This is a genomic window from Pseudomonas sp. PICF6 (genome assembly GCF_009831705.1).
GTDB lineage: Bacteria > Pseudomonadota > Gammaproteobacteria > Pseudomonadales > Pseudomonadaceae > Aquipseudomonas > Aquipseudomonas rhizophila.
In genome coordinates, this window is the sequence record NZ_WUUD01000002.1 from 187,973 (window position 1) to 211,072 (window position 23,100).

22 protein-coding genes are annotated in these 23,100 nt (G+C 59.9%); 12 read left to right on the forward strand and 10 right to left on the reverse strand.

Annotated elements, in window-relative coordinates; translation table 11 throughout:
• Positions 1-11: 11 nt before the first annotated feature.
• From GSM73_RS26495 to GSM73_RS01895, 3 genes are all read right to left on the reverse strand, one after another.
• Positions 12-221 (reverse strand): PA3496 family putative envelope integrity protein, encoded by a 210-nt coding sequence (locus GSM73_RS26495; protein ID WP_047226697.1) that lies wholly within the window; start codon positions 219-221, stop codon positions 12-14.
• A gap of 132 nt (positions 222-353) precedes the next feature.
• Positions 354-1,220, reverse strand: a complete 867-nt coding sequence (gene hexR / locus GSM73_RS01890) for a transcriptional regulator HexR (protein WP_003187110.1) — start codon at positions 1,218-1,220, stop codon at positions 354-356.
• 140 nt (positions 1,221-1,360) lie between these two features.
• The gene (locus GSM73_RS01895) at positions 1,361-4,234 is read right to left on the reverse strand and encodes a bifunctional diguanylate cyclase/phosphodiesterase (RefSeq protein WP_160891416.1); all 2,874 of its coding nucleotides are present in this window, start codon (positions 4,232-4,234) and stop codon (positions 1,361-1,363) included.
• Between the two features lie 260 nt (positions 4,235-4,494).
• On the opposite strand from GSM73_RS01895, the gene uvrD reads away from it, so the two are divergent.
• The 3 genes from uvrD (at position 4,495) to GSM73_RS01910 (ending at position 8,408) form a co-directional block, all read left to right on the forward strand.
• The gene (gene uvrD / locus GSM73_RS01900; RefSeq protein WP_047226695.1) at positions 4,495-6,678 is read left to right on the forward strand and encodes a DNA helicase II; all 2,184 of its coding nucleotides are present in this window, start codon (positions 4,495-4,497) and stop codon (positions 6,676-6,678) included.
• A 308-nt stretch (positions 6,679-6,986) separates the two neighbouring features.
• Entirely contained in the window at positions 6,987-7,862 is an 876-nt protein-coding gene (locus tag GSM73_RS01905; RefSeq protein WP_047226694.1) for a Tim44 domain-containing protein, read from the forward strand.
• 138 nt (positions 7,863-8,000) lie between these two features.
• Positions 8,001-8,408 carry an SMI1/KNR4 family protein gene (locus tag GSM73_RS01910; RefSeq protein WP_003187120.1) on the forward strand — a complete coding sequence of 136 codons (408 nt, stop codon included), beginning with the start codon at positions 8,001-8,003 and terminating at the stop codon, positions 8,406-8,408.
• Between the two features lie 22 nt (positions 8,409-8,430).
• On the opposite strand, the gene GSM73_RS01915 is transcribed toward GSM73_RS01910, so the two are convergent.
• On the reverse strand, positions 8,431-10,194 hold the full coding sequence (locus GSM73_RS01915) for a cation:proton antiporter (protein WP_139048673.1): 1,764 nt from the start codon (positions 10,192-10,194) through the stop codon (positions 8,431-8,433).
• Between the two features lie 255 nt (positions 10,195-10,449).
• Between GSM73_RS01915 and GSM73_RS01920 the strand changes: the two genes are divergently transcribed.
• Complete coding sequence (locus GSM73_RS01920) at positions 10,450-10,935, forward strand: acyl-CoA thioesterase (RefSeq protein WP_047226692.1); 486 nt, start codon at positions 10,450-10,452, stop codon at positions 10,933-10,935.
• Between the two features lie 39 nt (positions 10,936-10,974).
• Here GSM73_RS01920 and pdxY read toward each other — a convergent pair whose 3' ends face one another.
• Positions 10,975-11,847 carry a pyridoxal kinase PdxY gene (pdxY, locus tag GSM73_RS01925; protein WP_160891417.1) on the reverse strand — a complete coding sequence of 291 codons (873 nt, stop codon included), beginning with the start codon at positions 11,845-11,847 and terminating at the stop codon, positions 10,975-10,977.
• Positions 11,848-11,966: 119 nt separating this feature from the next.
• On the opposite strand from pdxY, the gene GSM73_RS01930 reads away from it, so the two are divergent.
• A complete protein-coding gene (locus GSM73_RS01930; protein WP_047226690.1) occupies positions 11,967-12,389 on the forward strand; it encodes a DUF3301 domain-containing protein in 423 nt (140 codons plus the stop codon).
• Between the two features lie 12 nt (positions 12,390-12,401).
• Here the strand turns inward: GSM73_RS01930 and GSM73_RS01935 are convergent, their stop codons facing one another.
• Entirely contained in the window at positions 12,402-13,367 is a 966-nt protein-coding gene (locus GSM73_RS01935) for a GTP-binding protein (RefSeq protein ID WP_160891418.1), read from the reverse strand.
• A 27-nt stretch (positions 13,368-13,394) separates the two neighbouring features.
• On the opposite strand from GSM73_RS01935, the gene GSM73_RS01940 reads away from it, so the two are divergent.
• Positions 13,395-13,748: a hypothetical protein gene (locus GSM73_RS01940; RefSeq protein ID WP_047226688.1), complete on the forward strand. Its 354-nt coding sequence runs from the start codon at positions 13,395-13,397 to the stop codon at positions 13,746-13,748.
• Here the strand turns inward: GSM73_RS01940 and GSM73_RS01945 are convergent.
• Both GSM73_RS01945 and zigA read right to left on the reverse strand, forming a co-directional pair.
• A complete protein-coding gene (locus GSM73_RS01945; RefSeq protein ID WP_160891419.1) occupies positions 13,745-14,395 on the reverse strand; it encodes a DUF1826 domain-containing protein in 651 nt (216 codons plus the stop codon). The genes GSM73_RS01940 and GSM73_RS01945 overlap by 4 nt on opposite strands.
• On the reverse strand, positions 14,395-15,603 hold the full coding sequence (gene zigA / locus GSM73_RS01950) for a zinc metallochaperone GTPase ZigA (RefSeq protein WP_160891420.1): 1,209 nt from the start codon (positions 15,601-15,603) through the stop codon (positions 14,395-14,397). Before zigA ends, GSM73_RS01945 begins: the two co-directional genes overlap by 1 nt.
• 163 nt (positions 15,604-15,766) lie before the next feature.
• On the opposite strand from zigA, the gene GSM73_RS26695 reads away from it, so the two are divergent.
• From GSM73_RS26695 to GSM73_RS01970, 5 genes are all read left to right on the forward strand, one after another.
• Positions 15,767-16,159 carry a glutamine synthetase gene (locus tag GSM73_RS26695; RefSeq protein ID WP_076383192.1) on the forward strand — a complete coding sequence of 131 codons (393 nt, stop codon included), beginning with the start codon at positions 15,767-15,769 and terminating at the stop codon, positions 16,157-16,159.
• A 127-nt stretch (positions 16,160-16,286) separates the two neighbouring features.
• Entirely contained in the window at positions 16,287-17,183 is an 897-nt protein-coding gene (gene folE2, locus GSM73_RS01955) for a GTP cyclohydrolase FolE2 (protein WP_160891421.1), read from the forward strand.
• Positions 17,180-17,848, forward strand: coding sequence for a metal ABC transporter ATP-binding protein (locus GSM73_RS01960; RefSeq protein WP_076383190.1), 669 nt, complete (start codon positions 17,180-17,182; stop codon positions 17,846-17,848). The genes folE2 and GSM73_RS01960 overlap by 4 nt, the downstream gene beginning before the upstream one ends.
• Positions 17,848-18,714, forward strand: a complete 867-nt coding sequence (locus tag GSM73_RS01965) for a metal ABC transporter permease (RefSeq protein ID WP_047226683.1) — start codon at positions 17,848-17,850, stop codon at positions 18,712-18,714. The genes GSM73_RS01960 and GSM73_RS01965 overlap by 1 nt, the downstream gene beginning before the upstream one ends.
• A gap of 11 nt (positions 18,715-18,725) precedes the next feature.
• The gene (locus GSM73_RS01970) at positions 18,726-19,601 is read left to right on the forward strand and encodes a metal ABC transporter substrate-binding protein (protein ID WP_160891422.1); all 876 of its coding nucleotides are present in this window, start codon (positions 18,726-18,728) and stop codon (positions 19,599-19,601) included.
• A gap of 105 nt (positions 19,602-19,706) precedes the next feature.
• Here the strand turns inward: GSM73_RS01970 and GSM73_RS01975 are convergent, their stop codons facing one another.
• Positions 19,707-20,228, reverse strand: a complete 522-nt coding sequence (locus GSM73_RS01975; RefSeq protein WP_139048682.1) for a DUF3617 domain-containing protein — start codon at positions 20,226-20,228, stop codon at positions 19,707-19,709.
• 141 nt (positions 20,229-20,369) lie between these two features.
• On the opposite strand from GSM73_RS01975, the gene cls reads away from it, so the two are divergent.
• The gene (cls, locus tag GSM73_RS01980; protein ID WP_047226680.1) at positions 20,370-21,809 is read left to right on the forward strand and encodes a cardiolipin synthase; all 1,440 of its coding nucleotides are present in this window, start codon (positions 20,370-20,372) and stop codon (positions 21,807-21,809) included.
• A 15-nt stretch (positions 21,810-21,824) separates the two neighbouring features.
• Here cls and cfaB read toward each other — a convergent pair whose 3' ends face one another.
• Entirely contained in the window at positions 21,825-23,012 is a 1,188-nt protein-coding gene (gene cfaB, locus GSM73_RS01985) for a C17 cyclopropane fatty acid synthase CfaB (protein WP_047226679.1), read from the reverse strand.
• Positions 23,013-23,100 lie beyond the last annotated feature (88 nt).

Genomic DNA, 23,100 nt, shown 5'->3' on the forward strand with positions numbered 1-23,100 from the left:
GCGTGCTCAGATCATTGGCCTGGTTGAGCGTTTCGACGGGAAGCCGCCGATGTTGCCTGCCAATAGTTGAATTCTGCTGCGTCCGGAAACTCGCTGATTTCGGCCAGCAGCTGGCGCTGCTCACAGCGGTCTTCGATGGCACGACGAAACGCCATGCGGCGCTGGTCTTCCTGCTGACGACGGGTTTTGACGGCGCTGCGTTCTTCGTAGGACTGGGTCATGTCGAGACTCCCAAGACGTATACGGGAGCTTTACGATGAAGGCGCGCGATGACGGTTTGGCGGCGCGAGCGTTACAGAACGATGAATTCGCAGATCCCCTCGCCACAGATGCCCCAACTTCAAGACCAGCGGTCAATCGTCCAGCGCTTTCACCGACTTGGGTGACAACCGCAAGCTGCGCAGGCTGCGTTTCACGCTCTTGAGGTGATTGACCAAACTTGGGCCGCGCGCCATGGCGACGCCCATCGCCAGCACATCGATCACCACCAGATGGGCGATGCGCGAGGTCAACGGCGTGTAGATCTCCGTGTCTTCATGCACGTCGATGGCCAGGTTCACCGTGGACAGCTCGGCCAATGGCGTCTGGCTCGGGCACAAGGTGATCAACGAGGCGCCGCTTTCGCGCACCAGGTTGGCGGTGATCAGCAGATCCTTGGAACGGCCCGACTGGGAAATGCAGATCGCCACGTCGGTGGGCTTCAGCGTGACCGCCGACATCGCCTGCATGTGCGGGTCGGAATAGGCCGCGGCCGTCAGCAGCAACCGGAAGAACTTGTGCTGGGCATCGGCCGCCACCGCGCCCGAAGCACCGAAACCATAGAACTCGACACGCTGGGCCTGGGACATGGCCGTGACGGCTTTTTGCAACGCCACCGGATCAAGCTTCTCGCGAACCTCCATCAGCGTATGCAGGGTCGTGTCGAAGATTTTCAGGCTGTAGTCGGCGACCGAATCGTCTTCATGGATCGCAAACTGGCCGAAGCTCGCACCCGCGGCGAGGCTTTGCGCCAGCTTGAGTTTCAGGTCCTGGAAACCCGAACAACCGATGGCTCGGCAGAAACGCACAATGGTCGGTTCGCTGATGCCGACGCTGTGGGCAAGATCGGCCATGGAGCTGTGCATCACGGCCGCAGGATCAAGCAATACGTGATCGGCGACTTTCAGCTCCGACTTGCGCAGCAGATGGCGTGACTGGGCGATGTGTTGCAACAGGTTCAAGGGATTGGACTCTTGTTATTGGCAGAAGCCGGGATGTAGCAAGCTTGTAGTTATACTACAAGAATCGGCTTTTTGCCCGCCCAATCCGTAACTCAATCTCCCGGTTTCATGCCGCATGCACGCCATGTAGCAACGGCGGGCTAGCAATCATCCCGATTAGCCCATAACAGCGCGGCCAACCCTTGTGCTTCAACCGGTCGGCTGATGAGATAGCCCTGAACCTCATCACATTGTTCGGCTTTCAGAAACTCGAGCTGCTCTGGCCGCTCGACGCCTTCGGCCACCACTTTGAGCGACAACCCATGGGCCATTGCAATGATTGCCCGGGTAATGGCCGCGTCTTCGCTACCCTCCGTCAGCCCACGAATGAACGCCTGATCGATTTTCACGTAATCCACAGGGATGCGTTTGAGATAACTCAGAGACGAATAGCCGGTACCAAAGTCATCGATCGCCAGCTTGACCCCGAGGTCGCGCAATTGCTGGAACGTCGCGATGATGTGCTCAACGCTGTCGAGCAACTGGCTTTCAGTCAGTTCCAGTTCCAGGTATTGCGGCGCCAGACCGGTTTCCTCCAGCACTTGCCGAACCAGGCTGACCAGCTTGCCTTGGCGCAACTGATGCACCGACAGGTTGACCGACACCCTGATCGGCGCCAGCCCCTCACGCTGCCATTGGCACGCCTGCCAACAGGCCTGGCGCAACACGAACTCGCCGATCGGCCCGATCAGCCCGGTCTCTTCGGCCAGGCTGATGAAGTCTCCCGGCGGAACTCGGCCCATGACCGGATGATCCCAACGCACCAACGCCTCGGCAGCGTTCAGACGGCCGGTCGCCAGGCACAGTTTGGGTTGATAGAAAACCTTCAACTGCTGTTCTTCGAGGGCCTTGCGCAGCTGATTCTCCAGTTGCAGGCGCTCCAGCGTGCTGGCCTGGAGGCTGTCGGTATAGAACTGGAAATTGTTGCCGCCCAAATGCTTGGCATGTTGCATGGCCATGTTCGCCTGACTGACCAGCGTGGAAATCTCCCTCGCATTGTCGGGCAACATGCTGATGCCGATCGAGGCGCTGACCACCAGTTCGTGGCCCTCGATGGTTAGCGGCAGGCGCAGCTTGGCGGACAGGCGGGTCGCCACCCGCGCCAGGCTGGAAAGGTTGCCGTAGGCATCGAACAACACGGCGAACTCATCGCCGGACAAGCGGGCGATGGTGTCCGCTTCAGGCAACGCATTGATCAGGCGGCGGGCCATCTTCTGCAACAGTTGGTCAGCAACATCATGGCCGAGGCTATCGTTAAGGAGCTTGAAACGGTCCAGGTCGATATGCAGCAATGCCAGGCTGCGTCGGCCGCCCTGACGCACCCGTTGATGGGCTTCGTGCAGGCGCTCGCGGAATAATGAGCGGTTCGCCAGCCCGGTGAGCTCGTCGTAATGGGTCAGGTAGCGCATTCGCTCTTCGGACTCGCGCCGGGCCGAAAGATCGGCGAAGAAGCCCACGATATGGCTCACATGTCCCCGAACATCGCGCACCACGTTCAGTTGCAGCCACTGGGGATACAACTCGCCATTGGCCCGGGCCTCCACCAGTTCACCTTGCCAGGTGCCGTGTTGCTTGAGCGCCTGGCGGATGATCGGGTAGTGCCGGCGGGCATCACGACTGCAGGGCAAATCGACGACATTGCGCCCCAGCATGTCATCGATATTAAAACCGGTGACCCGCGTGAACGCCTGATTGGCGGCCAGCAGTGCGTAATGCGGGTCAAAAATCACAATGCCTTCGCTGGCGGCCTCGAAAACCGTGGCCGCCAATTGGCGCTGTTGCTCGAGTTCTTTACGGGTGCTGATGTCTCGCCGGGTGCCGACCATGCGCAACACTCGGCCACTCGGGCTGCGCTCCACAGCCCGACCGCGGTCTTCGATCCAGACCCAATGGCCATCGCCGTGACGTACGCGGTATTCGATCTGGTAGTCCTCGCTGCGGCCTTTGAGGTGCTCAACGAGGGCGCGTTTGAGGGCCGGCACGTCTTGAGGGTGCAGACGCGGGGTCAGGTGACTGAGCATCGCTGTGATGTACTCAGGCTCCAGGCCGAACAGTTCCTTGAGCTGAGTGTGATGGACTTCGTCGGTTTGCAGGTTCCAATCCCAGAGCCCCAACTCACTGGCCTTGAGCGCCAGGTCAAGACGGGCTTCGCTCTTGCTCAGGGCCTGGCTGGTCGCCTCCAACTCGAGGCTGCGCTGTACCACGCGCGCCTCCAGCCCTACCTGGGCCGACCGCAGTTTTTCCTCGGCGCTGCGGCGTTGTTCGACTTCGCGGCCAAGTGCCTCGTTGAGCTGTGCGCTACGCGCTTGCGCCTGCTGCAAATGCTCGATCAGCGCCTGATTCTGGAACCTTCGCAGCATGCCACTTTGTATCAACCGGTTGACCTGCCAGGCCACCACGCTGAGCGAGACGAGTACGACCAGTCCGAGCCAGCCCCATCCGCGCTGCTGCTCATCGCCGCCCCAGAAGAGATAACCAATGGCCGGCAACAGGCACGGTAAGGTAAAGGACAAAAATGCCGGAAGGCTCACGGCATAGGCAACGCTGGCTGACAAGGTGGCCGCGCCAATCAGGCCGAACACCCAGGCCTGTTGCTGGAAGCTGTCGGCCGGTACCAGTGCAATACCCGCTCCGGCCAATGTCAGTCCGGTCATCGCCGAGCCGAGCAAAAACATTCGCAACCATATCGGGTGCGCCTGGCGGCTGGGTATCGCCGAATCGAAGGCCGCCACCTGAATGACCCGTAGCGCAACCAGCGAGAGCAACCAGACCAGCCAGACGCTGACCTGAAAATGACGCGAAGGCCCCCACAACAACGCGGCGCAAACCAGGCCGTTGACCAACATGAACAGCGTGGGCAGCAGCGAACCCTGATACAACAGCCTTGTGCGTTCGACCGCCATTTCCGTGGCGTACTGCTTGCAGATGATCCGTGGCTCCACACAGGGGCCCGCCAGATCGGAATTTAGGGTCATAGGCACTGTTCTTGTTCTTATTCAGCGGAGCATGGAGAACCCGAAACATGCAGCGAGCATACACAAGGCAACGGCCATCCCACACTGCCCAAGCTCATAAAAATGCTGAAAAAGTCGCTATTTCATTGGGTCGCGAGCCCTTCAAGCGAGCCCGGCCAATGCCTGTGGCCCATGACCGACCGGTCATCACCGACCGGTCTTTTATCGGCTGGGGCAAAGCTCGGTTTGCCCGGGCTGCCGCCGCACCCTAGAATGCCCCGATGCGCGATGATCTCTCCCTTCTGCTGAACTCCCTCAACGATGCCCAACGCCAGGCCGTAGCGGCCTCCGTGGGTCGTCAGTTAGTCCTGGCCGGTGCCGGCTCCGGTAAAACCCGGGTGCTGGTGCACCGTATCGCCTGGTTGATCCAGGTCGAGAACGCCTCGCCCCATTCGATCCTGTCGGTGACGTTCACCAACAAGGCCGCTGCCGAGATGCGCCATCGCATCGAGCAACTGATGGGCATCAACCCGGCCGGCATGTGGGTCGGCACCTTCCACGGCCTGGCGCACCGCTTGTTGCGGGCGCATTGGCAGGAAGCCGGCCTTAGCCAGACTTTCCAGATTCTCGACAGCGACGACCAGCAGCGGCTGGTCAAGCGGGTGATCCGTGAGCTGGGCCTGGATGAACAGCGCTGGCCGGCCCGTCAGGCCCAGTGGTTCATCAACGGCCAGAAAGACGAAGGCCTGCGCCCGCAACACATCCAGGCCAGCGGCGATCTGTTCCTGGCGACCATGCGCAGCATCTATGAAGCCTACGAGGCGGCGTGTCAGCGGGCTGGCGTGATCGACTTCTCCGAGCTGCTGCTGCGCGCACTGGACCTGTGGCGCGATCACCCAGGCCTGCTGGCGCACTATCAGAAGCGCTTCCGGCATGTGCTGGTGGACGAGTTCCAGGACACCAACGCCGTGCAATACGCCTGGTTGCGCCTGCTGGCCAAGGGCGGCGACAGCCTGATGGTGGTGGGCGATGACGACCAGTCGATCTACGGCTGGCGCGGCGCCAAAATCGAGAATATTCATCAGTATTCGGCGGACTTTCCTGACGCCCAAGTGATCCGCCTGGAACAGAACTACCGCTCCACCGCCGGCATTCTCAAAGCCGCCAACGCCCTGATCGCCAACAATACCGGGCGCCTGGGTAAAGAGCTGTGGACCGACGGCGGCGAAGGCGAAGCGATCAACCTCTATGCCGCCTTCAACGAACACGATGAAGCCCGCTACGTGGTGGAAACCATCGAAAGCGCGCTGAAAACCGGTCTGGCCCGCAGCGACATCGCCATCCTGTATCGCTCCAACGCCCAATCCCGGGTGTTGGAAGAAGCCCTGTTGCGCGAACGTATCCCGTACCGCATCTATGGCGGCCAGCGCTTCTTCGAGCGCGCCGAAATCAAGAACGCCATGGCCTACCTGCGCCTGCTCGAAGGACGCGGCAACGACGCGGCCCTGGAGCGGGTGATCAACGTCCCGACCCGGGGCATTGGCGAGAAAACCGTCGAAGCGATTCGCGACCACGCGCGCCACAGCCATGTGTCGATGTGGGAAGCCATGCGCCAGTTAGTCACCAACAAGGGCATGACCGGCCGCGCCGCCGGTGCGCTGAAGGCGTTCATGGACCTGATCGACGACCTGGCCACCAAGTGCACGGACATGCCGCTGCATTTGATGACTCAGACCGTTATCGAGCAGTCCGGCCTTATCGCCTACCACGAGGCGGAAAAGGGCGAGAAAGGCCAGGCCCGGGTGGAAAACCTCGAGGAACTGGTCAGCGCCGCACGCAACTTCGAGAACACCGAGGAAGACGAAGAGCTTTCGCCACTGTCGGCCTTCCTGGGCCACGCCTCTCTGGAGGCCGGCGACACCCAGGCCGACGAGCATGAAGACAGCATCCAGTTGATGACCCTGCACAGTGCCAAGGGTCTGGAATTCCCCTACGTGTTCCTGGTGGGAATGGAAGAAGGCCTGTTCCCGCACAAGATGAGCCTGGAAGAGCCGGGACGCTTGGAAGAGGAACGACGCCTGGCCTACGTTGGCATCACCCGCGCCATGCAGAACCTGGTGTTGACGTACGCCGAGACCCGACGCCTGTACGGCAGCGAAACCTACAACAAGGTGTCGCGCTTCGTCCGTGAAGTGCCCAAAGGCCTGATTCAGGAGGTGCGGCTGTCCAACAGCGTCAGCCGTCCGTTCGGCGGCGGCCAGCAGCAAAGCACCAGCAGTCTGTTTGGCGGCAGCGACATCCCGGAAACCGGCTTCAGTCTCGGCCAGACCGTGCGACATTCGGTGTTCGGCGATGGCGTGATCCTCAACTTCGAAGGCGCCGGCGCCCAGGCCCGGGTTCAGGTGAACTTCAGCGAAGGCAGCAAGTGGCTGATGCTGGGGTATGCCAAGTTGGAAGCGATCTAGGCGTTCTGAAAGCTTTTTATGTGGGAGCGAGCCTGCTCGCGATAGCAGTGGATCAGGCAACATTGACAGTGACTGACCCACCGCGATCGCGAGCAGGCTCGCTCCCACAGGTCGGATTGCTCACGCCTGCTGCCTTTCCGATAGAACTTGTCCCCCTTTCCTACAGCCAAAAGCCAACAAGCCCTCTTGCGCGGCTGAAGCTGAACCTAACCTGTCACGCAAAAGCCCGAAACACTCTGCCGCTAGCCAGCAACAGTTCACCTGTGCAACATGGCGCGCGTGCTATCCACAAATGGGAATGCCCTTATATGAAACGTTTTCTTAGCATCGCCATGGCGTTGTGCATCGGCCTGACGATGGCCATCGACGCCAATGCCGCCAAGCGCTTTGGCGGTGGTAAAAGTTCGGGCGCTGCCCCGACCCACCAGACCAGCCAGATGGCGCCGTCCTCTGCGGCCGGCTCTACCGCGGCTACTGCGGGCGCGGCCGGTGCGGCTGGCGCCGCCACCAAAGCCAGCGGTGCTTCGCGCTGGCTCGGCCCCCTGGCCGGCATCGCCGCCGGTGGCCTGCTCGCCTCCATGTTCATGGGCGACGGCTTCCAGGGCATGCAGATCTTCGACATCCTGATCATGGCGGTCATCGCCTTCCTGGTCTTCCGCTTCATTGCCGCCCGTCGTCGCAAGCAGCAGGAGCAACTGGCTCCGGCCGGTCATGCGCCGATGCAACGTGAGGTGTTCAACCAGCAACCGGCCAGTGGTTCGATCTTCGGCGGTTCGGCAGCACCGGTGGCTGCTCGACCGGTGATCAATGCGCCAGCCTGGTTCAACGAAGAGCGCTTCATCGAAGCGGCGCGCAACCATTTCATGTCCCTGCAGCAACACTGGGATGCGAACGAAATGGACAAGATCTCTGAGTTCGTGACCCCGCAACTGCTGGAATTCCTCAAGCGCGAGCGGGCCGAACTGGGCGATGGCTTCCAGTCGACCTACATCGACAATCTGCAAGTACAGCTGGACGGTGTCGATGATCGCGCCGACAAGACCATCGCCACCCTGACCTTCAGCGGTGTGTCGAAGGACTCGCGCTTCGACAAAGGCGAAGCGTTCAGCGAAAGCTGGAACATGGAACGTCCCCAGGGCGATGACCAGCCTTGGCTGGTGGCCGGTATCCGCCAGAACGGTTGAACCTCTGCGCGTTTTGCATGTTGAAATAAAAGAACCCCGGCTCAGGCCGGGGTTTTCTATTTCGCGGTTGCATCTATAGCGAGCTACTGTATAAACCGCTCCATATAAACCGCGCCATCGAGAAAGAGGATCCCGGACGTGGAAGAAATCATCGAACAATTGCGTGAAGCCAACGAACCCGTGCCGGTTCCACTGGAGTTACCTGACGAAGACTTGCTGGTGGAGATCGAAGAGCAGCTGTTCATCGATATTCCGTTCGTATTCAGAGAGTTTTTGCTGACGGTCAGCGATGTTGTCTACGGCAGCCTGGAACCCGTGACCGTCACCGATCCGCAGTCCCACACCTATCTGCCAGATGTGGCCGCCAACGCCTGGGATGCCGGTGTCGACCGTAGCCTGATCCCGATCTGCCAGGACGGCGACGACTATTACTGCGTCGAAGAAGACGGGACCGTGGTGTTGTGGCAGGCCGAAGAAGAGCTGATTGCCGAAGAAACCTGGGAATCGGTCTGGCACTGGGCCCGGGACGTCTGGCTGGAAAGCTGATCCGCCGCACGCCCGCCGCCGGTCAATGCCCGGACGATTCCTTGTGATTGTCCAGGGTCTCCAGCAAGGCCACCTGCATCCGCGTATGCAGGCGGACGAACCAGCGCCAGAGCAATGCCGCCACGACCGTGGCCACCACCGCGATCAGTACCAGCAACTTGTTGGTCGGCAGAATACTGGCCGACAAGGCTGCCAAGAGCAGGAAAATCATCAGCAGCGAGAGGATCGGGATCACTTCTGCGATCACTCGACGCACGCGCTGGGTGTGACGGCCGGCCATCTCCGGCTTCACGCCCATTTCCGCCAGCAGCATCGACAACGCCTTGAGCTTGCGATACGCGGCAATCAAAAACGGCAGCGACAACAACAACGCCCCGCCCCAGATCAGTGCTTTGTGCCAACTCGGGTCGCTGATCCAGGCTTGCAGGTAGGCCGACATCTGTTCGGCAAAGTAGCCACCGGCGATAAAAATCGCGATGACCAGCGCCAGATTGATGCCCACCTGCAGCAAAATCCGCCGGATCATGGCGGCCACCAGCGCCCCCTCCCCTTGGGGTTGAATGCTGCGAAGCCACTCGCCATACATTCCCAGTACCCTCGACAGCCGTTGTGGCATAACGGCAGCCAGCCTGACCGATAAAGGGTCGGCGGCCCGGATCAGGTACGGGGTCAGCAGAGTGGTCAGTACCGAAACCGCGACCGCTACCGGATAAAGGAAATCGCTGGTGACCTGCAAGGTCATCCCCAGCGATGCGATGATGAAGGAAAATTCGCCGATCTGCGAAAGGCCCATCCCGACTCGCAGCGAGGTCCTCCCGTCGTTGCCGGCAATAAAAGCACCGAGGCCGCAAGAGAGCATCTTGCCCAGCACCACTGCGGCGGTAATCACGGCAATCGGCCAAGCGTATTGGAGCAATATGACCGGATCGAGCATCAGGCCGATGGCGACGAAGAAGATTGCGCTGAACAAGTCGCGTACCGGCTCCACCAGCCGTTCGATTTTCAGCAACTGCCGCGACTCGGCCATGATCGCGCCGATCAGAAACGCTCCCAGCACCATGCTGTATTCCAGCTTGACCACCAGCAGGCAAAAGCCGAAACACAGGCCCAGCACGGTGATCAGCAACATCTCGTCGCTGTCGAACTTCGCCACGTAAGCCAGCAGCCTGGGCACCAGCAATATGCCGATCACCAGGGCGACAATCATGAATAACGACAATTTGCCGACCGTGGAGAACACTTCGCCGGAGCTGACCGTCCCGCTGACAGCGATGCTCGACAGCAAGGCGATAATGCCGATGCCCAGGATGTCTTCGACGATCAGGACCCCGAAGATCAGTTGCGCAAAGCGCTCGTTCTTCATCTTCAGGTCATTGAGAGCCTTGACGATGATGGTGGTCGAGGAGATAGCCAGGATCGCCCCGAGGAACAACGAGTCCATGGTGTTCCAGTCGAACCAGCGCCCGATTTCGTAGCCGATCCAGATCATCAACACAATTTCGAGAAACGCCGCGATGAACGCCGTGGCGCCCACCTTGAACAACTTGCGCAGGCTGAACTCCAGGCCCAGATAAAACATGAGGAAGATGACCCCCAACTCGGCCAGGGTCTTGATCGTCTCTTCGTCATGGATAAAACCGAAAGGCGGCGTATGCGGGCCGATGATGAAGCCTGCAACGATGTAACCCAGCACCACGGGTTGTTTGAAACGATGAAAGAGTACGGTGACCAGCCCCGCTGCCATCATGATGATCGCCAGGTCTTGAATAAAACTGATGGCATGCATGGTGGGGCTCCCTGTTCAAATGACTCATCACAGAGCTGGACGAGTCCGTTTCCTTTGTAGGAAATACCCTCGCAAGGGGCTTTTGAAGGGTACCACCGCGACTTCCGACAAAAAGACAGTGCAATATATGGAAACAGATCCACCGGAGCGTGACGGCTGCCACAGGCGCAGCGTCCCGATACTGGTAGTTTGAAAACCTTCCAGCACCCGCAGAGGTGCACTCCCGAAATTGCTGCCTTGAACCGTGAGTACGTTATGGAACCCGGAAACGCCCAGCTGTCGATGACGGTGCTGATGACCCCCGATATGGCCAACTTCTCTGGCAATGTGCATGGCGGCACCCTGCTCAAGTACCTCGACGAAGTCGCCTACGCCTGCGCCAGCCGCTACGCCGGGCGCTATGTAGTGACGCTGTCGGTTGACCAGGTGATTTTCCGCGAGCCGATTCATGTCGGCGAGCTGGTGACGTTTCTGGCGTCGGTGAACTACACCGGTAACACGTCAATGGAAGTGGGCATCAAAGTCGTGACCGAAAACATTCGTGAACGCTCGGTGCGCCACACCAACAGCTGCTTCTTCACCATGGTTGCGGTGGACGATCAGCGCAAACCCGCCGCCGTCCCGCCATTGCAACCGCAGAACAGCGAAGAAAAACGCCGTTACGAACAAGCCCAGCAGCGTCGGCAAATTCGCCAGGAGCTGGAGAGGCGCTATCAGGAAATCAAAGCCGACGGCCCTTAACAGATCCGCCCGGCTCGCACCCACAGGGATTCGCGTTGATCAGAGGCTGATCGGTACAGCTTCGAACCTTACCCTCGGATGGGTGATCCGGTCCTGGGCGCGTACCAGTTCCAACTCGTAACTGGCACACGCCTGGGTTTCCAGCAGTACTTCATGTACGGCTGCGGCAGTGAATTCGAGCGCCGCCACCAGGCTGTCTCCCAGCACCACTCGCGCCAGGAACAGCCCCGAGGTCAAGTCTCCCACCCCCACCGGCTGACGAGGGAATGCGAGTAATGGACGACGCAGGTGCCAGCTACCGTCGGCGGTTACCAACAACATTTCGAAGCTGTCCTCCGGCTTTCCCGGATAGGCCAGGTGTTTGACGAGTATCGCTTTGGGTCCACGGGCCAGGAGCGCGCGAGCCATGGCCAGGCAGTCCAGCAGCGACTGCGCCTTGCGTCCCGAAAAACTGTCCAGCTCCAGCTGGTTCGGGCACATGATGTCCGCCACACCAGCCGCTTCCTCCAGGAGAAAATCGCTCACCTCGGGCGCCACGATGCAACCCTTCTCCGGATGCCCCATGACCGGATCACACAAATAAATTGCCTTGGGATTGCACGCCTTGATTCGCGCCACGCCCGCCAGAATCGCCTGCCCTTGGGCGGCGCTGCCCAGGTAACCGGACAACACCCCGTCACAATTGCCCAGCTCGCCGATTGCGGCGATCCCCTCTACCAATGCCGGTATCTGCTCAGAGGCAAGCACGTCGCCGGTCCACTGTCCGTACTGAGTGTGATTGGAAAATTGTACGGTGTTGAGCGGCCACACGTTCACCCCCACCCGTTGCATCGGAAAGACTGAAGCGCTGTTACCGGCGTGACCGAAGACCACGTGGGACTGGATGGCAAGCAGATGAGGGGTACGTTTCATGCGGGATGTTTCCGTAAAACGAATGAAATTCAAGCCGCGCAGTATGCGACTAAACGCAACCTGTACGACAGACCGGGGACACAGTTAAGCTGACAGCAACTTGTAGGAGCACTTCGTTCATGCTGACCCTTGGAAATATTTTCGTGCTGATGCTGTTGGCTACCGCCGGCGCCTGGCTGTGGCACAACCATGGTTTGCGCGAACGAGCGTTGGCGAGGGTCATGCAACATTGCGCCAACCTCAAGATCGAGCTGCTGGACGGCAACGTGGCGCTGAAAAAGATTGGGTTCGTCAAAGACGCCAGCGGACGCCGGCGCCTGGCCCGTATCTATAACTTCGAATTCACCGTCACGGGTGAATCGCGCCATTCGGGCACCATTACCCAGTTCGGGGCCCACAGCGCGCAAATCGAGCTGGCGCCTTACCCAATGCCGTTCGAAGAGTCAGCGCCGACACCGATCGAACCGGTCCAGACCAGGCCCAGGGCCGAAGTCATCGAGTTGAGTCAGTGGCGCCAGGAACACAACAAATGGAAGCCTTGAAGCAAGGCTGACTCACGGGCACCGACAGTTAGCCAGGCCGGCTTGCAGCGCTGCCACGTCTTGAGGCTCATCAAAAATCAATTCGATTCGTGAGTCCTGGCGCCACTCGCTGGCCTGCCACCGCAGCGTCGCGCCCTCCAGCGCATTGGCTGAAACCCAGCCATCGGCGCTGTGGATAACCATCTTCGCCCGCTTCCAGCCCCAGCCTTGCAGCCAGCGCGTCAACGTCGCCGTGTCCAGTCGCTGACTCGGATGCCAGCGCCAGCCAATACTCCAGCCGCCTTCCTGTTGCTGATACAGGCAGATGGGCGATGTTGGGTCGGTCCAGACGGCCGGCATCTGTCCCACCTCCCTGGGCAGACTCACGTTAGCCACAATCCCGCTTCCGCGAGCCGCAAGACCTGGCAGCCGATCGATCGGCAAGGCTGCCTGTCGGGTCCAGTACAGGGCAATCTCCGGCAGTTGCGCGGTGATGCCCAGGCGTTCGGTTTCGCTCAAGTGCTCGGATTTGTTCAGCACCACCAACCCTGCATCGGCCAGAGTTTGCCGTTGCGCGTCGGGCAACGGCGTGCCATCCGCCATCGCTCGGGCATCGAGCACCAACACGCAAGGCTGAACCGCCAGCACGCCGAGCCATGGCGTTTCGTTCAGTTGCCGCATCAACTGCGCCGGATGGCCCAGGCCGGAGGGCTCGATAAACAGTCGATCCGGGCGCGCCTTGCGCAGTAAACGAGCGAGGCCGATCTGAAATGGCGCGCCGTTGACGCAACACAAACAGCCCCCGGCCACTTCGCCCAGTGCGATACCATCGGCAGTCTGGGTCAGCAACGCCGCGTCCAGGCCGATTTGACCAAACTCGTTGATCAGCACCGCCCAGCGCTCATTCGCCGGGCGCTGCGCCAGCAATTGCTTGATCAGGCTGGTCTTGCCAGCCCCCAAAGGGCCTGCGATGACGTGGGTGGGAATGTTCTGCAACATAATCGGCGGCTTTCGAGGGAGGTGAACATGCGGTTGATTGGCTGTTTTTTATTGGCGCTGACGTCGAACCAGGCGCTGGCCCAGGCTTGTGTCGTGCATAGCCAGGCAGAACGGCTCGATGTAAAAGTCTGCCAGCAGAACCGCAATATTCCGCAGAAACTGTTCGCCGACGGCTTCTGCCAGCCAAACCTTGCCGGACAAAAAGTCGAGGTACAGTACGTCGATCAATGCCCTGGCGGCGCGTTTGGCATCTGCAGCAATGCCCAGGTCGCCAATATGCCCTACCGCCAGGATATTCACTATTACGGCGTAGCCAGCGATGCGGCCTATTTGCAGCCGTTCTGTGAAGGACAAAGTCAGGGCAACTGGCTCAAACCTTAAGCGAGCCAGTCCAGAGTCAGGATCAATCGCCGCTCCCCCGGCGCCAGCTGCGGCGAGCGATGGATCATGCCCATGCCCTCATTACCATGCCACTTCTCGCCTTTGAGCAGCGCCACATCGCCACAGGCAAACTGCTGAACCGCATGCGGGTCACCCGGTTCAGCGTCAGGTTGCCCCAGACATCGACGATCCATCACACCTTCCTTTAGCCACTGGCTGCCCGCGCCAGCGTACGTGGTGATCAGCCGTACCGGCACATGGTCGACGTGAAAACGCGGGCACATGGCCTTGTCCAGCGCTCGCAGGCGCAGACCGACACGTTTGGCGCCCAGCAGGCAGGCAAACGCACTGACCAGCCAGGAGACATCGGTGATGAAGCCTTCATAGCCATGCAGATCGCCAAAGCCTGCGGCGAGACCGTCCAGTGCCGGTTGCGCGTCCTCGTGCGGCAGGTCGAGCACCCGCGATTCGGCCAGAGGCTGATCCATGGAAAGCACCATTGCCGCAAAATCACTGATGTGCGCCGGCAGTTGACGTTGCCAGACCGCCAGGTTGGTATCGTCGTCCAGAATTTGCGTCAGGATCCGCGGGGTATCGCCCTGAACCTGGCGTACCGGCACTTCCCGCTTCGGACTGGGCGCCAGCATCACGCTGCGGCCTCGTCATGCCAAGGGCCGAACGGATCCGGCAGCAAACGCCAACTGTCGACACCCAGGGCCATTTCCGCGTCACTGAGCAGGCAAGCGTCCAGCTTGGCGGTCAGTTGCGTGAAGTCGATATTCTGGCCGATGAATACCAGCTCCTGCCGGCAATCACCGGTGGCGGGAAGCCAGTTTTTCAGGATGGCTGCGGTGCTTTCCTCATCTTGCGGCCATTGGCTTTTCGGCACGAACCGCCACCAGCGCCCAGCGAATCCATGTCGCATCAAGCCGCCGGCCTGGGACCAACTGCCCGCTTCCTCATGTTTGCTGGCCAGCCAGAAGAAGCCCTTGGAGCGCAGGAGCTTGCCATTGGTCCACGGACGGTCGATAAAACTGAAAAAACGCTGGGGATGAAACGGCCTGCGCGCCCGGTAAGCTGCCGAAGCGATGCCGTATTCTTCTGTTTCGGGCACGTGCTCACCGCGCAGCTCCTGCAGCCAGCCCGGTGCTTGAGCCGCGCGCTCGAAGTCGAAAAGGCCTGTGTCGAGGATCTTTTCCTGCGGTACTTGGCCCATAACCATGGGAATGATCTGCGCCTGGGCGTTGAGCCGTTCCAGAATCGCGATCAACTCCTCCCGTTCGTGACGGCCAATCAGGTCGATTTTGCTGATCAGAATCACATCGGCGAACTCGATCTGCTCAATCAACAGATCAGTAATGGAACGCTCATCCTCCTCCCCCAGGGTTTCGCCGCGTGAAGCGAGGCTTTCGGCCGCCTGGAAATCCAGCAGGAAATTGACCCCATCGACCACCGTTACCATCGTGTCCAGCCGTGCCACATCCGCCAGGCTGCGGCCTTGTTCATCACGAAAAGTAAAGGTTTCCGCCACCGGCAAGGGTTCGGAAATCCCCGTGGACTCGATCAGCAGATAGTCGAAACGGCCTTCCCTGGCGAGCTGGCCGACTTCTTCCAGCAGGTCTTCACGCAACGTGCAGCAAATGCAGCCGTTACTCATCTCCACCAGTTTCTCTTCAGACCGGCTTAGGGTGACATCTCGCTGGACTTCGCTGCCATCGATGTTGATCTCGCTCATATCGTTGACGATCACCGCGACGCGCAGGTTGTCGCGATTGCGCAGGACGTAATTGAGCAGTGTGCTTTTACCGGCGCCGAGAAATCCGGACAGCACGGTTACAGGGAGACGATTGGGCACCAGGTATATCCTCATCGGGCGCGCCGCGCTGATGCGGTTGAATGCATGTCGCGGCTCTTTTCTTCAGGCTTGGGTTCGGTTCAAGGTCTAAGCCTTTTTAATGTTATAGTATAACAACAACATTTAACCAGCCTCTCGGCTCCACCGGTCTGAAGTAAAAAACATGCGCAGTTTTCTGAAATTCGTATTCGCAAGCCCGATGCTGCTATTGGCGCTAGATGCTTCAGCCCAGAGCCCTATGTTGGCAAACTGCACTCGCAGCGCGAATTTACTGGCCTGTGTCGATGGGCAAGGTAATGCCTACAGCGTCATGACGGCCGGAAACACCCTGTATCTCCGTGGATTTGAAGTAAATGGCCGCCGCTATTGGGCACAAACCACTAGCCGCTATGGCCAGCTGACGTTCTTTACCGGAATAGCTTCTGACGGAGAGACCTGGGTGGGATACAGCCGGCGCGTAGGTTGGACGACACTCAACCGTTTCTCGAGCTCGGGTGGAAGCACTGGGAAATTTTTATGCGGACGCATAAGCGGTTGCCAGGACGCACCACGCTGATGTTTCACGTGGAACGGTACGAAAAGCCCTCACACCCAGCAAAATGAAACTGCGTTCATGAACTAGTGCTCGTCGAACACACTGTTATAGTATAACGTTTGTTGTGTACCTATGACGGACCTTGAATATGAATGCGTTCACTCTGCCGGACGTTGCCGCGCAGGCTTCGCGCCAGGCCTTGGCCCTTGACTGGGTAGGCATGTGCGGCATCGCGGTACCCGTATTGATCGACGGTCAGCGTCTTAACGCGATCGCTGATGCCGGTGTCAGCCTTGACGACGGTGAAGCCCGAGGCATCCATATGTCACGCTTGTACCTGGCGCTGGAGCTGCTCGAAAGCGCAGCGCTGTCTCCCATGCTGTTACGCCGAATCCTCCAGCAATTCCTCGACAGTCACGCCGGTCTGTCCGACGCCGCCTCGCTGAGCATTTGTACCGATCTACTGTTCAAGCGCCCTGCGCTAGTCAGCCCACTGGCTGGCTGGAAGCGCTATCCGGTCAGCGTCGAGGCCCACCTGAAAAATGATGTGTTCCACGTGGAACTGACCATTCAGATTGCCTACTCGTCCACCTGCCCTTGCTCGGCCGCGCTCGCTCGTCAGTTAATCCAGCAGCAATTTGTAGACGACTTTGCCAATAAAGCGCTCGAGCACGCCGGAGTCCTGGCCTGGCTAGGCTCATCAAAAGGCATCCTCGCCACGCCTCACAGTCAACGCAGCACGGCCACGGTGAAGCTGAGACTGAACAGCGACGTCGACGAATTGCCGCTGCTGTCGCTCATCAACGAAGCCGAAGCAGCCCTCGGCACGGCCGTACAAACCGCCGTGAAACGGGCAGACGAACAAGCCTTCGCCCTCGCCAATGGTCAAAACCTAATGTTCTGTGAAGACGCCGCGCGGCGGCTGAGCATGGCTTTGAGGCGATCCCCCGATATCGCCTCCCTCGATGTGCGAGTGGTGCACGCCGAAAGTTTGCATGCCCATGACGCTGTGGCACAAAGCCGTTGGGTCAGGGAGGCACTGTGATTCGTTGCCAGTCATTGCGCTGGGGCGCCCCGGGCCACCCCCTCACACCCCCGTTGAACATAGAGCGGCCGGCGGGAAGCCTGACGGCCATCGTCGGAGCCAACGGTGCGGGCAAAAGCAGCCTGCTGAAAGTGCTGGCGGGCCTGCAAAAACCCCTATCCGGCAAAGTCGTGCTGGATGTTCCACGTCGCGGCAGCGTCTCGTTTCTGGCGCAACAGCAACATCTGGATCGGCAATTTCCAATCAGCTTGCAAGAGTTGGTGGCGGCGGGATCCTGGGGGAGCAGACACACGCCAGCGATGCGCCGCCATCGCTTGAAAGCCGTACTGCAAGACTGGGCGTTGGATGGCCTGGAGCATCGCTCGTTGATGGCGTTGTCGGGAGGCGAGTTGCAACGCGCCCTTCTCGCCCGTTTGAGTTTGGCTGAAGCGCCCCTGCTGTTGCTCGACGAACCCCACGCCGCCCTCGACGAACAAGGCCAGGCGCTACTGTGGAAACACCTTCACGGCTGGCATGCCGAAGGCCGCACCCTGGTGGTGGTTTGTCATGATCTCGCTGCGGTGCGCCAACATATTCCTCATACACTATTGGTCAGCCAGGCCGGTTGCACGCTGGGCCGCAGTGTCGATTTGATTTCCCAACAACCCCTCACGCAGGTGGCCTGATGCTCGCGGCCACCCATCTCTGGCAACCCTTTCAGGAATTTGTCTTCATGCGCCGGGCGCTGCTGGGCGGCCTGGTATTGGCGTGCAGCACGGCACCGCTTGGGGTGTTTTTGATTCTGCGACGCATGAGCCTGATAGGCGACGCCGTCGCTCATGGCATCTTGCCCGGAGCCGCACTGGGTTTCTGGTTTGCCGGGCTGAGCCTGCCAGCCCTGACGCTGGGCGGACTCGGTGCAGGCTTGAGCATGGCCGGGGTGGCAGCCTGGATTACCCGTCGCACCGGTCTGCGGGAAGACGCCAGCCTTGCGGCGATCTATCCCATTTCCCTGGCCGCCGGTGTGTTGATTCTTGGTATGGCCGGCAAACGCCTGGACTTGCTGCACCTGTTGTTCGGCTCCGCGCTGGCGGTAGATGGCCCGACACTTACCGGCATGCTCTGGGTTTCGGGGGTCAGCCTGCTCGCGATGGCGCTGATTTACCGACCGCTGTTGCTCGACACCCTGGACCCTCTTTTCCTGCAAACCGTCAGTCGGCTGGGCCCACTGGCCCATGGCGTATTTCTGACCTTGGTCGTGCTGAATCTGGTCATCGGCTTCCAGGCCATCGGTGCACTGATGGTGGTCGGTTTGATGATGTTGCCGGCTGCCGCTTCACGATTCTGGAGCCGCCGTTTGCCGGTTCTGATGGGAGTCGCGGCGCTGCTTGGATGTGTGTCGGTGTGGCTCGGACTGCTGTTGTCATTCCACTTCTCGCTACCCAGCGGGCCGGCCATCGTACTGGTGGCGGGCGCGTTGTATCTGCTGTCCGTAGTGTTCGGTCCGGTGCACGGTTTGCTGCGTCGCCCGCCTTTACTCACATCCCAATGAGGTGTTTCCCGATGCGCGTTCTGCTCGTGCTGTTCAGTCTGATGCTGTCCTTATCCACGTCTGCAGCCGAAAAGCTCCAAGTGGTGACCAGCTTCAGCATCCTTGCCGACATGACCCAAGAGGTCGGCGGCGAGCATATCCAGATCACCAACCTGGTGGGGCCGGACGCGGATGCTCACACTTACGAACCCACCCCAGACGACGCCAAGGCGTTGCTCAGCGCCAAACTGATCATCAAGAATGGTCTGGGTTTTGAACCGTGGCTGGATCGCCTGGTCACCAGCACCGAAACCAGCGCACCGGTGATCAGCGCCAGTCGCGGCGTTATTCCTCGTTCGCTGGATGAAGAGGGCGAGACCGTCCCCGACCCGCATGCCTGGCATAACCTGGCAAACGCCGAGCTGTACGTCAGGAACATCACCAAGGCGCTGGAGACCGCCGACCCGGCCCACCAGGCCGACTACGAACGTAACAGCCAGGCGTATCTGAAAAAGATCTATGCGCTGCTCGCCGATGCCAAGGCCAAGCTTGGTGCCTTGCCACCGGGCAATCGCAGGATCGTGACGTCCCACGATGCCTTCGGCTACCTGGGACAGGCCTATGGCATTGAGTTTATCGCGCCCCAGAGGCTGTCCACTGAACGGGAGCCCTCGGCCGCCGATGTCGCGGCGCTGATTACCCAGATACGCCAAGCAAAAGTAAAAGCCGTGTTCATGGAGAACATCAAGGACGCGCGCCTGCTCAAGCAGATAGCGGCTGAAAGCGGTGCGCACATCGGCGGCACGCTGTACTCCGATGCGCTGGCGGCCAGCGGGCCGGCCAGTACCTTCATCGGGCTGTTCGAGTACAACCTGAATACGTTGTACGACGCGTTGCGCCGGCCATGATTTGCAAGCGCCCTTGAACGAACTTCCGTGGGAGCAAAGCTTGCTCGCGACGCGCACGAGCCTTGCTGCCACAGATCAACCAGCTCATGTACGCCAGAGCGGGATTCAAGCCCTCGGCTTGACCGTCCCGCAATCCTGCCCCAGCCACACGGCGCGAGTGTCCAGGCTGCCGTTCTGCTGGATGCCGGTGGCATTGAATGTGCCGTTCACCGCCGTAGTGAATTCCCGATCACTCTGGAATGTCGCGACCCCATTGCCTTGGGCTTTCGGACAACTGAAACGAAACTTCCACTGATTGCCGGTGCGCTCGGTGATCTGCTGCTTGCACCCCGATTGCGGGTCTTGCAGCGGAATGTCATTGGTCTGGACCTGCTCCGGGGTCAGGCATACGCGAATACCCTTGCCACCCATGGTGATGCCCTGCTTTTCCAGCATCGCCCGTTGCTCCGGGGTTATCTGGTTTTGCAGTTGGCCAAGAATCAGTTGCAGGTCCGGCAGATTCTGGTTGTCGACCTTCATATTGCTTGTAGTCAGTTCCCACAACCCTGGTTGAAGCATCTGCGCCTGAGCCGCCACAGAAACCGACAAACCAACCGTCAGGGCCAAACCCAGCAGACAAACTTTCATCACAAGCACTCCAGAGGACAGGTGGCCGTTAGACGTCTCCCACAGGCTTCGGTTCAGGCTCGGCAGGAGTGAATTAATTAGCGACATCCGTCGTGGAACATGGTCTGTTAAGCATTGAAACTTCAGGAGCAAGGCTGCCCCATGGATTACTTCGGCCCGCATGTTTTCGGTTACCTGATCGCACTGCTTCACACTCTGGGTTCCATCGCCGCCGTTCACGCGGTGCTTACGGTGCGCACCGCTCAGGGTTCCATCGCCTGGGCCCTGTCGTTGGTATTTATCCCCTACCTGACATTGATTCCCTATCTGGTTTTCGGCCGGAGCACGTTCGACGGCTATATCAAGGCGCGCCGGCAAGCCAACGAAGAAATGCGCAAAGCGGTTTCCGAGCTGAACTGGCGGCCATGGGTCGAAGAAGCCCTCGCCGCCCGCGCCTCTGAGGCCTACGCCTCGTTACGGGCGATGCCCAAGCTGGGCCGCACGCCGTGCCTGGCGAACAACCAGGTGCGCTTGCTCATCAATGGCTTCGCCACATTCGAGGCGATTTTCGAGGCCATTGAGAGTGCCCGGGAAGCCGTGCTGATTCAGTTTTTCATCATCCACGACGACCGCCTCGGTCAACGTCTGAAAACGCTGCTCCTGAAGAAAGCCGCCGAAGGTGTTGCGGTGTATCTGCTGTATGACCGCATTGGCAGCCATTCCCTGCCCCACCGCTACGTCCAGGCTTTGCGTGATGGCGGGGTCCATGTCAAAGCCTTCGCCACCCGTAGCGGCTGGCTCAACCGATTCCAGGTCAATTTTCGCAACCATCGCAAAATCGTCGCGGTGGACGGCGTCTTGGGTTTCGTTGGCGGCCATAACGTGGGCGATGAGTACATGGGTGAAAAGCCGCCCTTGGCGCCATGGCGCGATACCCATGTGGAAGTACGCGGGCCCGTCGTGGCGAGCATGCAAGAGTCGTTTGCTGAAGACTGGTTCTGGGCGGCCCGCTCATTGCCGCCGCTCATCCTGCCGGACGCGTACCCGGATGATGGCGTACTCTGCCAGTTGCTGGCCAGCGGCCCGGCCGACGCGTACGAAACCTGTTCACTGTTTTTTGTCGAAGCGATCCATGCGGCCAGCGAACGTGTCTGGATCACCACGCCGTACTTCATTCCTGATGAAGCGGTATTCGCTGCGTTGCGCCTGGCGGTATTGCGCGGGGTAGACGTGCGCATCTTGCTGCCCTCACGCCCGGACCATAAGGTCGTCTACGCGGCGTCGAGCCTGTACGCGTTCGAAGCCGTACGGGCCGGCGTGCGGGTGTTTCGTTATGAGCCGGGCTTCCTGCACCAGAAAGTCGTGCTGATTGACCGGGAAATCAGCGCCATCGGCAGCGCCAACCTGGACAATCGTTCGTTCCGGCTCAACTTCGAGGTGATGCTACTGACCGTGGATATTTCGTTCGCTACTCAGGTCGAGCAGATGCTCGAGGACGACTTCGCCCAAGCGCTGGAAATAGACAAACAGGAAAGCCGGGAGACCCACCGCCTGCAGAAGATCGGCATGCGGATCGCCCGGCTTATTTCCCCGATACTCTAAGTGGCACACATCTGATCAAGGGGTATAGATGTCGTCGCGAGTCCAAGGCAATTCATGGCTGCCATCGGCGTGCGTCTTCACCGCCAGGATCTGGTGCAGGTTGATCCACCCCTTGGCGAATGCGTAGGCGCATCCGGCCAGATAAAGGCGCCAGATCCGTAGCGCTTGCTCCGGCACTTCTTTGGCGGCGGCCTCAAGGTTGTCTTCCAGTCGCTCACTCCAATGATCGAGCGTGCGGGCGTAATGCATGCGCAGGCTTTCCACATCGACAATCTCCAACCCCGCTTCGCTGATCTGGGCGGAAATCATCGACAGGTGCGGCAGCTCGCCATTGGGGAACACATACTTCTCAATGAACTCGCCCGCGCCACGTCCGACCGGGCGGCCATCAGTGTGCTTGGCGGTGATGCCATGGTTCATCACCAAGCCACCCTCGCGGACCGCGCCGAAAAGCGTTTTGCAGTACTGCTGGAGATTGGCATGACCGACATGCTCGAACATGCCGACGCTGACCACCTTGTCGAAGCGACCGTCCTGGGGCAGGTCCCGATAGTCGAGCAACTGCAACTCCACTTGATCCTCCAACCCCTGCGCCTTGACCCGTTCCCGAGCGAGGGTCAGTTGCGCCTGGCTGAGGGTAATGCCGAAGACCCTGGCGCCGAATTCCCGGGCAGCGTAACGGGCCAAACCACCCCATCCGCACCCCACATCCAGCAGATAATCACCGGGTTGCAGACGCAGTTTGCGACACAGATGGCGGAATTTGGCTTGCTGGGCTTGTTCGAGGGTTTCGCTACCGGTCTCGAAATAGGCACAGGAATAAGCCATGTCGCTGTCGAGCCACAGCTGATAGAACGCGTTGGAAAGGTCGTAATGATAGGAAATCGCCTTGGCGTCGGTTTCCTTGTCATGAACTGAACGCACGGGTTGATTCGCGCCATCGTCTTCCATCAGCGCCTGACTCAGTTCATCACAGACGCGAATGACTTCGTTGATCGAACCTTCGAGTTCCAGCTTGCCTTCTACAAACGCCGCACCCAGCGCGTTCAGACTGGGGTGGGTGAATTGCGCGACCATTTGTGGGTCCTTGACCACGATCGTGACGCTGGGGTCGGCACCCAACGTAAACTCATGGCCGTCCCAGAGCCGCAGCCGAAGCGGTAAATGCAGATTCTGTAAGGCCGGTGGAAGTTGCGCGAGCATGAGATATCCCCCTTGTTTCAGACGACTGAAATGAGGGTAGACCATCCTAGAAAAATAGCAGGCTATCGAATTTATAGCCTTTTTCTAT

What these genes read in the sequence shown, in the direction of transcription:
- GSM73_RS26495 (WP_047226697.1), bottom strand. Translation starts at nt 221, where the DNA reads ATGACCCAGTCCTACGAAGAACGCAGCGCCGTCAAAACCCGTCGTCAG.
- GSM73_RS01895 (WP_160891416.1), bottom strand. Translation starts at nt 4,234, where the DNA reads ATGACCCTAAATTCCGATCTGGCGGGCCCCTGTGTGGAGCCACGGATC.
- uvrD (WP_047226695.1), top strand. Translation starts at nt 4,495, where the DNA reads ATGCGCGATGATCTCTCCCTTCTGCTGAACTCCCTCAACGATGCCCAA.
- GSM73_RS01905 (WP_047226694.1), top strand. Translation starts at nt 6,987, where the DNA reads ATGAAACGTTTTCTTAGCATCGCCATGGCGTTGTGCATCGGCCTGACG.
- GSM73_RS01915 (WP_139048673.1), bottom strand. Translation starts at nt 10,194, where the DNA reads ATGCATGCCATCAGTTTTATTCAAGACCTGGCGATCATCATGATGGCA.
- GSM73_RS01920 (WP_047226692.1), top strand. Translation starts at nt 10,450, where the DNA reads ATGGAACCCGGAAACGCCCAGCTGTCGATGACGGTGCTGATGACCCCC.
- pdxY (WP_160891417.1), bottom strand. Translation starts at nt 11,847, where the DNA reads ATGAAACGTACCCCTCATCTGCTTGCCATCCAGTCCCACGTGGTCTTC.
- GSM73_RS01930 (WP_047226690.1), top strand. Translation starts at nt 11,967, where the DNA reads ATGCTGACCCTTGGAAATATTTTCGTGCTGATGCTGTTGGCTACCGCC.
- GSM73_RS01935 (WP_160891418.1), bottom strand. Translation starts at nt 13,367, where the DNA reads ATGTTGCAGAACATTCCCACCCACGTCATCGCAGGCCCTTTGGGGGCT.
- GSM73_RS01940 (WP_047226688.1), top strand. Translation starts at nt 13,395, where the DNA reads ATGCGGTTGATTGGCTGTTTTTTATTGGCGCTGACGTCGAACCAGGCG.
- GSM73_RS01945 (WP_160891419.1), bottom strand. Translation starts at nt 14,395, where the DNA reads ATGCTGGCGCCCAGTCCGAAGCGGGAAGTGCCGGTACGCCAGGTTCAG.
- GSM73_RS26695 (WP_076383192.1), top strand. Translation starts at nt 15,767, where the DNA reads ATGCGCAGTTTTCTGAAATTCGTATTCGCAAGCCCGATGCTGCTATTG.
- folE2 (WP_160891421.1), top strand. Translation starts at nt 16,287, where the DNA reads ATGAATGCGTTCACTCTGCCGGACGTTGCCGCGCAGGCTTCGCGCCAG.
- GSM73_RS01965 (WP_047226683.1), top strand. Translation starts at nt 17,848, where the DNA reads ATGCTCGCGGCCACCCATCTCTGGCAACCCTTTCAGGAATTTGTCTTC.
- GSM73_RS01970 (WP_160891422.1), top strand. Translation starts at nt 18,726, where the DNA reads ATGCGCGTTCTGCTCGTGCTGTTCAGTCTGATGCTGTCCTTATCCACG.
- GSM73_RS01975 (WP_139048682.1), bottom strand. Translation starts at nt 20,228, where the DNA reads ATGAAAGTTTGTCTGCTGGGTTTGGCCCTGACGGTTGGTTTGTCGGTT.
- cls (WP_047226680.1), top strand. Translation starts at nt 20,370, where the DNA reads ATGGATTACTTCGGCCCGCATGTTTTCGGTTACCTGATCGCACTGCTT.
- cfaB (WP_047226679.1), bottom strand. Translation starts at nt 23,012, where the DNA reads ATGCTCGCGCAACTTCCACCGGCCTTACAGAATCTGCATTTACCGCTT.